The organism is Paenibacillus sp. ACRRY, assembly GCF_022346995.1.
Taxonomy (GTDB): domain Bacteria; phylum Bacillota; class Bacilli; order Paenibacillales; family Paenibacillaceae; genus Paenibacillus.
Genome location: NZ_JAKRNM010000001.1, coordinates 1,861,928 through 1,873,640, shown reverse-complemented (window position 1 = coordinate 1,873,640; position 11,713 = coordinate 1,861,928). Strand labels below are relative to the sequence as shown.

The following is an 11,713-nucleotide window of genomic DNA, read 5'->3' as shown; positions in this document are numbered from 1 at the left end:
TCTATTGACTGATGTCGACCAGAGGGAGTATGTCCGACTGATCTGTCTTTGGGTTAAGCAATGTGGCTAAATCGGTTCCAGTCGTCACCGTTAGTCTTGGGAGCTTCATCGGGTTATCACCTGGTTGAACAAAACCCGAGCGAACCGAGAAGGCCATGCGATAACCATTTTGCTGCAGCTGATAAATCATCTGTGTGCTGGTGTAACCGAAAGGATATGCCAAATAGGGCGTGTCGATTCCCTTTTCCTTCATCATCTTGATATCATCGTTCAGCAGGCTTGTATCAAGTCCTACAGGCACGCTCTCACCGCAGCGCATAAACCCCTTGTGATGCAGGTTATAGGTGTGGCTGTTAAACTCAAATACATCTGCTGCAGCCTTCATCTCCGGTTCGGAGATAAATGTTTTTTTGGCAGGATCGAAATCAGCTGGCTGATCCTGAATCTTGCTGCCGATGACAAAGAGAGAAGCATGAAAATTATATTTTTTGAGTACGGGATAGGCAAGTGTATAATTGTTTTGATATCCATCATCAAAAGTGATCACGATGGACTTCTTGGGTAGTGAGATCAGACCATTTACGTAGTCTTCTAACTGCTCCAATGTAATCGTAGTGTATCCTTCATCATGCAAGTACTTCATATTGTCTTCGAAATCCTCAAGATTAATGATGGACTTGTTTCCAGTTTCGTGATTATTCACTTTGGGCTGTATGTAGTGATACATGAGTACAGGAACTTCCGTAGCTGTATCAGGCGCAACTTGAAAGGTAGCCAGATTCACACCGGTCTTGCTAGAGTAGTCCGTGTGAGACATCAGAAACGCTTTACGCTTGACCATGTCCCAGGATGTGCATGCTTTGTGCGATAGTGCATTTGTCGGATGATTAACAGCATAGGCATATAACGTAATGATGCAAGTGATTGCGGCTAGAGACGCAAGGGTAAATCTTTTCCAATATTTCATAGTTCAGTTGTTTCTCCTTATACAATTTCATTTCTTAGTGCAATTCCAGACAGGCATTCAGTAATCCACCAAGCTATATCATAGACGAACATTCTTGACAGAAAGTTACATTATTTTTTCCGTAATGTGGTTGACTTCGGGTGGAAGAGTTGTTTGAGATATTATGTTTATTTTTTCTTGTGTTTTGATATATGGCATGGTACAATAATTCTGTTGTGTGGAATACGGCGGTCCTCTATGGATAATGAAGGAGACAGGGTGTTCTCCGGAAGAAGTATGAACGCCTGTACGGAAGGAGGGAGTCATAGATGAATATCGTTCAAGCGATTACTCAAGAACAACTTCGCAAAGATATTCCGAGTTTTCGTCCTGGTGACACTTTGAAAGTGCACGTTAAGGTTATCGAGGGAACTCGTGAGCGTATCCAATTGTTCGAAGGTGTTGTGATCAAGCGCCGTGGTGGTGGAATCAGTGAGACTTTTACAGTTCGTAAAATTTCTTACGGTGTAGGTGTGGAAAGAACTTTCCCGCTTCATTCCCCTAAAATCGATAAAATCGATGTGGCTCGCCGTGGTAAAGTGCGTCGTGCGAAGCTTTATTATCTTCGTGAACTACGCGGTAAAGCAGCGAGAATTAAAGAAATTCGTTAATATAACGGATACCGAAGAGGGCTTGGAAACAAGCCCTTTTCGTTTTTGTCCGGGAAAAGTTGAACCGGAGGTACACTTCCGAGTAAAATGGTATGGCGGCACACGCGTGAGAGTCCGGGAGGCTTGTGTAATCAGTTAGAGCATATGTAATATGCGGATCATTTGTAATGAAATGCTCGTGTAGAAGTACATAACTGATTTGAGAATTTTGCATGAATTCAATGAAATGAATGATGTGAAAAGCTGGATGTGTAAACTGCTATAACATGTACCGTGAAGAGAGGAAGATCAATAATGGAACAGGAAGTTCAACACCAGGACAATTCTGCCGAAGAGAAAGGCAGTCGATCCAAAAAAGCCAAAAATGAGATCGTCGAATGGCTCAAAGCGATTGTGATCGCATTGGTGCTTGTTATTTTAATTCGATGGTTATTATTCAAACCGTTCGTCGTGGACGGACCTTCCATGCAGCCGAATTTCCATACAGGTGAACGTGTCATTGTGAATGAAATCCTGTACGATATCCGGGAACCACAGCGGGGAGAGGTTATCGTATTCCATGTCCCTTCTGAAGGACGTGATTTCATCAAGCGTGTCATTGCTGTAGCGGGTGATACTGTGCAGGTGAGTGGGGATACGGTTATGGTAAACGGAGAGAAAGTGAATGAGACCTACATTCAGGGAGCGATTGACGCAGCCGAAGCGAATGGCGGAACCTATAATGTGAAGGACTTCCCGAATGAGCAATTCCCGGATGGCAAGGTACCAGAAGGCCATGTGTTTGTAATGGGCGATAATCGTCCGAACAGTACGGATAGCCGAATGATTGGATACGTGTCTCTAGAAGATATCGTAGGACGTGCAGATGTTATTTTCTGGCCGATCGGTGATATCAAGTGGATTAACCACTAATCAAGTTCAGGATATATAAGCTAAACATATCGTTTACTCCATACCAGAGAGGGCAAAATAAGAATGGGGATACCCGTGACCGGAAACGTGTTTTTGCCAATGAAGGGACCAAGTGAATTGTAGCTTTAGCTTATATATCATTAAATAATGAGGTGAAGACAAGGTGACGATACAATGGTTTCCAGGTCACATGACCCGGGCCAGACGCCAGATTCAGGATAAGTTAAAGCTGATTGACGTGGTCATCGAACTGCTGGATGCCCGTCTGCCTGTCTCCAGCCGAAATCCGATGATTGATGAAATTTTACAGGGTAAACCTCGCATGATTTTGTTAAACAAGTCTGATCTTGCGGATGCCAAGGTAACACAGGAATGGATTGCGCATTTCAAAAATGAAGGAATTACTGCGTTTCCTGTGGATGCATCCACAGGTACCAATGTAAAAGACATTCCGGCACAGGCCCGGTTGCTGCTCAAAGAGAAAATTGACCGTCAACTGGCGAAGGGTATTAACCCGCGTGCAGTCCGTGCACTTATTGTAGGTATTCCCAACGTAGGGAAATCCACATTGATTAACCGGCTCGCTGGACGAAATATTGCAGCGACGGGAGATCGTCCTGGTGTAACGAAAGGTCAACAATGGATTAAAGTAGGCAAGGAGATGGAACTGCTCGATACTCCAGGTATTTTGTGGCCCAAATTCGAGGACCAGAACGTTGGTTATCGACTTGCGGTCACAGGAGCCATCAAGGAGGAAATCCTCAATGCCGAGGATATCGCCTTCTTTGCAATCAGTTACCTGATGCGCTACTACTGGGATGCTTTGGAGGAACGCTACGAGCTTCAGGAGTTCTCCAAGGATGCGGATGATTCGGATAGCGTTATCGCCATCATGGAACAGGTTGGTCGTAAAAGAGGCTGTATCGTTAGCGGTGGACGTGTGGACCTGGAAAAAGCATCGCGTGCTTTTCTGCGTGAATTGCGTGCAGGCAAGATGGGACGTTTCTCTATGGAAGCTCCATATTAAAACTGATTTTCATATTACGATATTGAGCCGAAAGAAGCGGCCGTTACCGGATTACCGGGAGCGGTCGCTTTTGTCATTTGTACAAAAAAATAAAGAGCTTTGATAGAGCAGCGATTATAAAGCAGGGATGAAAGACGACCACAAATAGGAAAGGATGAGATTGTCTTGTGTGTATATCTGAGGTTTTGAAATCGTGCTATGATGAGAGTTCAAGCGATTGGCCTGCTTGATCACAAGATATCTTCAATTTAAATCTTCAGATACCGATAAATGAAGAAACCAACTCTTATTATCATATATGCATATCAAGGTGTTAATGATGTAATTTTCGCTAATCTGAAAAACAAAGAGCTAGAATCTGCGTCTATAACAGAGTACTACGTTCAGGGTGTGATCAAGAGAGTAAGTGATTTTCTTGGACTGAACATATTATTGTGTCAAGAGGTTAGGGAATTCCGGAGCCGTCCTCTGGGACTGGAGACATCGTTAGCTAAACGAATTGTTTCGAGTGTCCCTTTGAGCATGTAGTATTGTCGTCATTGAAGTTTTATAGATGGCTTATAGAGAGAAAATTTTAGGAGCATGCGTGGGTAGAGGAGATGAAAGCAATGACTGAACATAATGAAATGAATGAACTGATACCACTTGAACCATCTGAATCCAAGAAGAAAAAAGCAGAGAGCGAACCCCGTAATCTGCTGATTCATGAGAGGGAGTATTGGGAGAGTGGTTTTGAGCGAATTGCAGGAATTGATGAGGTGGGCCGGGGATGTCTATTCGGAGATGTAGTGGCCGCTGCTGTCATATTGCCTCGTGATCTGATACTGGAAGGTGTTAATGATTCCAAAAAACTAACAGAGAAAAAGCGTGAAGCTCTGTATGACGTAATTATGGAAAAGGCTTTGTCCGTAGGTATTGGTTTTGCGGATGCAGAAACGATTGATCGTCTCAATATTAAACAGGCCACTAGACTTGCAATGAAGCGTGCTGTGGAGGCCTTGGACGGTGTACCTGACTATCTATTGGTTGATGCTGAAAAAGTGGACGTAAATGTGCCTCAGATCTCCATTATCAAAGGGGATGCCAACAGCCAGTCCATCGCAGCAGCATCCATCATTGCGAAGGTAACCCGCGATCGGCTCTGCAAGGAGGAATGGGAGACGTTATATCCAGAGTATGGTTTGTCGATACATAAGGGATATGCAACAAAGTTTCATCGCGAACAGATCATGGCTCTTGGAGCCACGCCGATGCACAGACGGAGTTTTCTCGGCAATCTGCTCGGCGAGCAGCATACTTTATTTTAACCAAGACGTAAAGGAAGGAGGGAGAGCACCGTGAATATTAGCTCCATGATTCGTGGTCTCCTGGGAGACAGCAAGCCGGGGAATGCCAAGCCGCTTGAGCTTAAGGAGGGTCAGGTTGTACGTGGATCTGTCGTAAGTGTCTCAGAGGATGGTGGAGATGCTGTTCTGCAAATTCAGGGTGTGCAGGTACGTGCCAAGCTCGAGACACCACTTCGCCCAGGGGAAACCACACTACTTCAAGTGCAGCCGCCTGGAGAGAATGGCGTGACTGTTATGAAGCCGCTGGCTGGCACGTTGTCTGAATTGCCGCAAGCATCCTTGAACAATTTGCTTCAAGAGGTAGGTTTGCCGGATACCAAAGGGAATCGGGAACTTTTGCTTGCTATGCAGCGCAGCGGGTTACCGCTTACGAAGGATAATGTGGCCATGGTTCAAAATATGATGACTGCGAAACCTGTGCAGGTACCTGTGGAAGAATGGGTGCAGGCGACGGGTATTGCCTTTCAGCGTGGTCTGCCGATTACGGCGGAAACGGTAAAAGGATTGCATCAGACGGTATTTGGTCCACCGCTTCATCAGCTTCTAAATGGGTTAACAGAGCAGCTGGAAACGTTTCTTACTCAGAATGCGGGCAAAACCGTGGTGACGGGTGAACAGGCAGGTACATCAAAGCTGCCAACGTCGGGTCGTTTGCCTATAACAGCGGCCGGAGGACAGCAGACAGATGCTCCCGAAACGCTGCCTGCTGGGGGACGTCAGGCAGGAACATCTGGCCCAGCGGCACCATTGCCGCTGGGTGCCACAACAACGCCAGCAGTAGCTGGAACAGGAGCTGTTCCGATGTCAAACAGCGGCGCAGCGGCAGACGTGCGCGGTGGTGTACAAACCAGCTCAGGCACAGAGCATCCTGAGGCTGGGACAAAATCTGGAAACGGACCATCGGAAATGGCCGGAAAAGCTGGAGTAGGCATTCAAGCAGGGACGGGAATCCCTGGAGAGAGCCAGCGTGCCACGGAAGCAGGCCGCCCTGGTATACCTGGGGCGGCAGCGGATGTGGCAGCTGGACGAGGGATTGCCGGCCAGCAGGAAGGAAGCGCGGCTGGGCGACCAGATGGCCGCGCAGAGACGCCTGCAGCTGCGAGTGCTTCGCCCGCAGCGGCGCAAACCGGGACAGCAGCACCAACGGCGGCGCAATTGGCGCCGAAGCTGCTGGCCCTGCTGGACGCGCTGCGCAGCGCGTCCACTGCCGCACCTGCACAGCCTGGTGCGGCAGCACAGGCCGCCCCCGCACCTGCGGGCGGCCAGGCGGCTGCGGCTGCCGGAGGCGTGCCGCAGCCTGTACCAGCCGGCGCTGATGCGCAGCCGGCTGGGGGAAGTGCGGCTGCACCTGCGGGAGCTGCCGCACAGCACGCGCCTGTCACCCACGAGGGGGACCCGTGGGTGGGGCGCGTGCTGAAGCTGCTCGGTGCAGAGCACGAGCAGCAGGCAGTGCACGGCGCGGCTGCGCAGGCGCGCGTGGGTGAGGCGGCGAGTCCAGGCACCGCGGACTCGCTGAAGGGCTTGCTGCTGCAGCTTGCCAGCAGCGACAGTGCCCCGGCGGCCCTGAAGGAAGCCGCCGGGCAGGCTGTGCAATATCTGACCGGTCAGCAGTTGCTGCTGACAACCGACCGAGGCTCTACCTTTGCCCAGATGCACTGGTTCATCCCGATTACCGGACCTAACGGTGAAGAAACAGCTTCCGTGCAAATACAATCCCGGCGGGGCCAGCGCGGTGAACTGGATGCATCTAATTGCAGATTATGGTTTGATCTGGACATGAAAAGTCTTGGACCAACACTGGTAGATGTGCATGTCGTCAACAATATTGTCAGCCTACGGGTACTCAACGATCGGGAAGGCATGGGGCCGCTTCTGGATAGCGGGCGAGGAGTGATCCAAGAGGCGCTGGATAAGCTGGGCTATCAATTACTAACCTTTAAGACAGAGCCCTGGCCAGTTGGCCAGGAACCGGGTGCTGAGCGTAAAATAAATGCGTCCGACTACAGCCCTGATCGCTACAAAGGGGTGGATATGCGAGTATGAAAGATGAGTCGCAGCCAGATCTTCTTTCCAAAAAGGCTGTTGCCTTAAAATATGTACCCGGCGAAAGTGAAGCACCGGTCGTTGTGGCCAAAGGCCGCGGTAAAGTCGCAGAGGCAATTCTGGATAAAGCAAAGGAAAACGGGGTTCCTGTTCAGGAGGATGCTGCATTGGTGGAAGTCTTGTCCAAGCTTGACTTGGACGAGCAAATTCCGGCCGAACTGTATCAGCTGGTCGCTGAGGTGTTAACCTATATTTATCAGGCAGACCGGCTGGCTTCCGGACGTGAGGGAGAGGATACATGGTGAGCCATCTACTTGGACCTGGACATAATTCAACTCCCAAACTTACGCGCCAGCAAAAAGGCAGGTTAGGCGAAGAAGCGGCTTGCAGGTGGCTGCGTGAGCAAGGTTACCAAATTATTGAACAAAACTGGCGTTGCCGCCGTGGAGAGATTGATATTATCGCTTCGCATGGTGATCTGCTTGTCTTTGTTGAGGTACGAAGCCGCAGTGGAGCCGGAAACTATGGTACACCGCAGGAATCGGTAGATATCCGTAAGATGCAGCAGGTTCGTTCCACGGCAGCCGTATATCTTCAAAAATTTAGAGAGAAAGAATTGCAAATTCGTTTTGATGTGGCTGCTGTAATTTTAGATGCGGCAGGTCAGATTGTAACTATTGAGCACATTGAAAATGCGTTCTGAAATAATAAACTAAACCACATTAAACATGGTGCTTTCTAAAATGAATGGATTCCCTTCTGAATTCAAATTTTAGAGACACCTTTTTTTGTGTGGAAAATAAGTCAATACTGATTCCGTGGGCATCCTTTGAATCTGAAGAACGGTTCGTTGTATAATCAAGGATGTAACCAAGCTTATTGCATTTTATTTATTATAAAAGTCCGTTAGCAGCTCAATTCGATTTGCTGTGATGGAGAATTTTCCATAGGGAGGTAAGTGCAGTGACCAAATCTACAAATATTGATACAGTCAATGAAGTAAGAAGTGCTATCCAAAACCGGCGTACCGTCAAAAAGTTTAAGAAAGATGCTGTGCCTACAGAACAGATTATCGAGTTGTTGGATACCGCAGTCTGGGCACCAAACCATAAATTGCGTGAGCCGTGGAGATTTTTGTTATTTACCGGAGATGGACGGAAGAAGCTCGCAGATGCGATTGAAGCAGAAATGGGCGAAGATAACAAATTCTCAGCCAACATTATGCAGGTACCGTCGATCATGCTTGTGGTTCTGGAAGAGGATCCAAGACAAAATATATGGGATGAGGACTTTGCTGCAGTAAGTGCACTGGTGCAAAACTTTATGCTGGCCGCATGGAGTGAAGATATTGGGACCTTCTGGGTAACCAAGCCGTTCCTGTATGCACCGAAATTCCGCAAACCACTGGGAATTCAGGCTGGTGAAAAAATTGTTGGCATGGTCTATATGGGTTATCCGGATGTCATTCCTTCTGCGAAAGAGCGCACACCTGCCAAAGACAAACTCACCCTTTTTGATTAAGTAAGCAGCATGTCTGTCCGTTTCTTAACCATTAAACCGTTCAAGGTCTCCTTTTCAATGGAATGAAGGAGATAACCTGAACGGTTTTTTTGTGGCGTTATTAAAGTGATTTTATATAGTATGAGCTAGAGCAGCTGAGGGTCTAAAACAAATTTAGATCCAACTGCCGATACTGAATCGCCTCAGCCACATGAGCAGTTAAAATTTCGCCGTCATGATCCAGATCGGCAATCGTCTGTGCCATCTTGATAATGCGATCATGAGCACGCATGCTTAAGTTAAGGGCCTGCAGTGTGTGCTGGAGCAGATGGTCGGCCTCGGCAGGAAGACGTGCAGTTCGGCGGAGCAGTCTTCCGGATAACTGACTATTCCAACGCACAGAGCTGTGGGCATAACGCTTAGCCTGGATATGATGAGCGTGGACAACTTTGGCTTGCATCTCGGCAGAAGTGGGGGAAGGTGCTGCTTTCCGCCATTCGCCGGGTGGAGGAACCTCGACTTGCAGATCTATTCGATCCAGCAAAGGTCCCGAGATTTTGGCCCGATAAGCTGCAACGCGGGAAGGGCTGCATATACAGCGTTGATCCTCGGATTGAGCAGACAAATACCCGCACGGGCAGGGATTCATGGAGCATGCAAGCATAAACTGTGCAGGAAACGTAAAAGCAGCTCTTGCTCGGCTTATGGTGACCGTATGATCCTCCAGCGGTTGTCGTAAAACTTCGAGAACTTGACGATGGAACTCTGGAAGCTCATCAAGGAACAGAATACCGCGGTGTGCAAGGCTGACTTCTCCCGGCTTCGGAATACCGCTGCCACCGATGAGGCCGGAGGTGGATATTGTATGATGTGGTGACCGAAAGGGGCGTTCCGTGACCAAGCCGTTTGACGTTTCTTTCAGTTTCCCAGCAGCACTTAGTACTTTGGTAACTTCCAGTGATTCTTCCTCGGATAACGGCGGGAGAATAGTAGGCAGACGCTTGATTAGCATTGTTTTTCCAGTCCCTGGTGGTCCAACTAGCAATATATTGTGCATACCGGCTGCGGCAATCATCAGCGCACGCTTCACATGATGTTGGCCGAGAACGTCACTGTAGTCATCGCTTAACGAAGCGGGAACCTGAGTCTTGGCATGGGGGACGGAGAGACTCTGTTCGTATGGAGCAGGGTTAATAAGGTGAGCAAAGTTATTCAAAACGACCGTTCCCGCTTTGGACAAAACCCCATCTTTCGTCTCGGAATCAGGCTTATCTGGCGCGATGTCTCTTAGATTACCTATTCCATAGACGTTGATACCGCTAATTAACGAAGCTTCTGCCAGATTATCAACAGGGAGGAGAACAGAAGTGAAGCCTTGACGCTTGGCCAGATCCACCATGGCAAGTACACCCGGTACGGATCGAACCGAGCCATCCAATGCGAGTTCGCCGAGTAAAAGAGTTCTTTCCTGGGGCGGCAGCACGAGCTGCCCACTTGTCATTAGCAAGGCTACGGCAATGGCAAGATCGAATGAAGAGCCTTCTTTACGCAGGTCAGCAGGGGCAAGATTAATCGTAATCCGTTGTAATGGATATTGATAACCGCAATTTTTAACAGCAGCACGAACACGCTCTACCGCTTCACGAATCGCCGAATCTGGCAAGCCGATAATGGAAGTCTGGGGCAGTCCGTTGGACAAATCTGTTTCCACTTCGATTAATACCCCGTCAATTCCATATAAACATGCACTATATAATTTCCCATACATAATACAAAGAAACACCTCACTTCGTCCTTGGCTGCGCATAATGCGGGCCAGTGTGCGAATTAAGGTGCTTCCTCAGCTTCTAATAAGCATTGTATATAAAAGAAATCAGGGCGTCAACCTGTCTTCATCATCGCTGTGATTCTAACCCTGACATCTGAGTTTTATTATTCCGCTCTACCCGGATAACATCAGTAAATCATTGGCTGAATAGGATGTATCGTTAATATTACCAACCATATCAATGTCCATAAAATGGAGGTGTTACAAAAATGATCTATAGTACGTTTAGTTCGACATCAATGTTGCCGCGTGTTGCACGGGAGTATGGGCAGGCTTGATGTGCTGCTTCTACCAGCTTCTCCGCAGTAGCCTTGTCTACGCCTTTTGCAAGAACGTCAAGTGTTGCCGCAATGCCGAAGCCACCGTCTTCCATTTTTCCGAAATGAACTGTAGCTGTGACTTCAGTACCTTCTAACTTAATTTTTTGCATGCGAGCTACCATGTTTAGTGCACTATCAAAACAAGCTGCATAACCTGCTGCAAATAATTGCTCTGGGTTGGTACCTTCTCCGCCTGCACCGCCCATTTCCTTAGGTGTGCGTACATCTAAACGAAGTTCCGGACTGGAGGATTCTACATAACCGTTACGTCCGCCAACTGCTTTTACAGTAGTTTCATACATTTTTTGTTGAATAGTCATCATGTCAATCCGCTCCTTTATGCTTGCAATTATATTTTGTGCAATTTAATTTAACACAATAAAATAGAAAAGTAAAATCCCTTGTGCTCAATTATTCTGTTTTTTTTCTAATTTGTGATAATATATATAGAGAGTTTCTAGTATCTGCAGATAAGCATGCAAAAGACAGGCTTAACACAGAACTTTCTATAAGAAATTCAATGTACAATAGGCAGGTGGGATTAATATTATGCAAACGGATGCTTTGAAGTTGGATAACCAATTATGCTTTGCCATATATGCTTGTTCTCGTGAAATCACGAAGATGTACCAGCCATATCTCGAGGTACTGGGTGTCACCTACTCGCAGTATTTGGTCTTGATGGTTTTGTGGGAGCGAGAGGAATGCACGGTTAAAGAAATCGGAGAGGCGTTGTACTTGGATTCGGGGACGTTGACACCGTTATTAAAACGCCTGCAATCTGCCGGACTCATTCATCGTGAACGTTCAGCACAGGATGAGCGCAAAGTGCTTATCACGTTAACTGATTCGGGTAAGGAGCTTCGCAACAAGGCTCTGTCCATTCCGGATTCCATTCAGGGGGATGCTTGCCTGAGCAGTACGGAATTTGAATCGTTGCTGGGTCAGTTTAAAGGGCTTCTTCAGAAGGTACATGAAACGAATACGAAAGAAGCTAGAAAATAACCTTGAAACAAGGAAAGGGAGAAACCTCAGACATATTAGTCCGAGGTTTTTTCCAGTTATATCCAAGCATTCACAATATGGGATGATATCCATATCAAAAAGCTGTCTATTAACC

At 47.5% G+C, this 11,713-nt stretch carries 12 protein-coding genes; 9 read left to right on the top strand and 3 right to left on the bottom strand.

Features of this window, described 5'->3' with window-relative positions; all coding sequences use genetic code 11:
* Position 1: 1 nt before the first annotated feature.
* A complete protein-coding gene (locus MH144_RS08055; RefSeq protein WP_239298970.1) occupies positions 2–967 on the bottom strand; it encodes a polysaccharide deacetylase family protein in 966 nt (321 codons plus the stop codon).
* 308 nt (positions 968–1,275) lie between these two features.
* Between MH144_RS08055 and rplS the strand changes: the two genes are divergently transcribed.
* The 8 genes from rplS to MH144_RS08015 all read left to right on the top strand — a co-directional run bounded on the left by rplS (position 1,276) and on the right by MH144_RS08015 (position 8,466).
* Positions 1,276–1,617, top strand: coding sequence for a 50S ribosomal protein L19 (gene rplS / locus MH144_RS08050; protein ID WP_018883527.1), 342 nt, complete (start codon positions 1,276–1,278; stop codon positions 1,615–1,617).
* Positions 1,618–1,911: 294 nt separating this feature from the next.
* Positions 1,912–2,529, top strand: coding sequence for a signal peptidase I (gene lepB, locus MH144_RS08045; RefSeq protein ID WP_095358707.1), 618 nt, complete (start codon positions 1,912–1,914; stop codon positions 2,527–2,529).
* Between the two features lie 163 nt (positions 2,530–2,692).
* Positions 2,693–3,556, top strand: a complete 864-nt coding sequence (ylqF, locus tag MH144_RS08040; protein ID WP_095287850.1) for a ribosome biogenesis GTPase YlqF — start codon at positions 2,693–2,695, stop codon at positions 3,554–3,556.
* 608 nt (positions 3,557–4,164) lie between these two features.
* Positions 4,165–4,863 (top strand): ribonuclease HII, encoded by a 699-nt coding sequence (locus MH144_RS08035; RefSeq protein WP_239298968.1) that lies wholly within the window; start codon positions 4,165–4,167, stop codon positions 4,861–4,863.
* Between the two features lie 30 nt (positions 4,864–4,893).
* A complete protein-coding gene (locus MH144_RS08030; protein WP_239298966.1) occupies positions 4,894–6,945 on the top strand; it encodes a DNA ligase in 2,052 nt (683 codons plus the stop codon).
* Entirely contained in the window at positions 6,942–7,250 is a 309-nt protein-coding gene (locus tag MH144_RS08025) for an EscU/YscU/HrcU family type III secretion system export apparatus switch protein (RefSeq protein WP_239298964.1), read from the top strand. Before MH144_RS08030 ends, MH144_RS08025 begins: the two co-directional genes overlap by 4 nt.
* Positions 7,244–7,648 (top strand): YraN family protein, encoded by a 405-nt coding sequence (locus MH144_RS08020; RefSeq protein WP_239298962.1) that lies wholly within the window; start codon positions 7,244–7,246, stop codon positions 7,646–7,648. Before MH144_RS08025 ends, MH144_RS08020 begins: the two co-directional genes overlap by 7 nt.
* 260 nt (positions 7,649–7,908) lie before the next feature.
* On the top strand, positions 7,909–8,466 hold the full coding sequence (locus tag MH144_RS08015) for a nitroreductase family protein (RefSeq protein WP_239298960.1): 558 nt from the start codon (positions 7,909–7,911) through the stop codon (positions 8,464–8,466).
* A 142-nt stretch (positions 8,467–8,608) separates the two neighbouring features.
* On the opposite strand, the gene MH144_RS08010 is transcribed toward MH144_RS08015, so the two are convergent.
* Entirely contained in the window at positions 8,609–10,213 is a 1,605-nt protein-coding gene (locus MH144_RS08010; RefSeq protein ID WP_239298958.1) for a YifB family Mg chelatase-like AAA ATPase, read from the bottom strand.
* 274 nt (positions 10,214–10,487) lie between these two features.
* Positions 10,488–10,916: an organic hydroperoxide resistance protein gene (locus MH144_RS08005; RefSeq protein ID WP_239298956.1), complete on the bottom strand. Its 429-nt coding sequence runs from the start codon at positions 10,914–10,916 to the stop codon at positions 10,488–10,490.
* A 226-nt stretch (positions 10,917–11,142) separates the two neighbouring features.
* Between MH144_RS08005 and MH144_RS08000 the strand changes: the two genes are divergently transcribed.
* Positions 11,143–11,598: a MarR family winged helix-turn-helix transcriptional regulator gene (locus tag MH144_RS08000; RefSeq protein ID WP_239298954.1), complete on the top strand. Its 456-nt coding sequence runs from the start codon at positions 11,143–11,145 to the stop codon at positions 11,596–11,598.
* Positions 11,599–11,713: the final 115 nt, after the last annotated feature.

Bases quoted from the DNA above. Each gene is read 5' to 3' on its own strand.
- MH144_RS08055 (WP_239298970.1), bottom strand. From the start codon at position 967: ATGAAATATTGGAAAAGATTTACCCTTGCGTCTCTAGCCGCAATCACT.
- rplS (WP_018883527.1), top strand. From the start codon at position 1,276: ATGAATATCGTTCAAGCGATTACTCAAGAACAACTTCGCAAAGATATT.
- lepB (WP_095358707.1), top strand. From the start codon at position 1,912: ATGGAACAGGAAGTTCAACACCAGGACAATTCTGCCGAAGAGAAAGGC.
- MH144_RS08035 (WP_239298968.1), top strand. From the start codon at position 4,165: ATGACTGAACATAATGAAATGAATGAACTGATACCACTTGAACCATCT.
- MH144_RS08025 (WP_239298964.1), top strand. From the start codon at position 6,942: ATGAAAGATGAGTCGCAGCCAGATCTTCTTTCCAAAAAGGCTGTTGCC.
- MH144_RS08020 (WP_239298962.1), top strand. From the start codon at position 7,244: ATGGTGAGCCATCTACTTGGACCTGGACATAATTCAACTCCCAAACTT.
- MH144_RS08010 (WP_239298958.1), bottom strand. From the start codon at position 10,213: ATGTATGGGAAATTATATAGTGCATGTTTATATGGAATTGACGGGGTA.
- MH144_RS08005 (WP_239298956.1), bottom strand. From the start codon at position 10,916: ATGATGACTATTCAACAAAAAATGTATGAAACTACTGTAAAAGCAGTT.
- MH144_RS08000 (WP_239298954.1), top strand. From the start codon at position 11,143: ATGCAAACGGATGCTTTGAAGTTGGATAACCAATTATGCTTTGCCATA.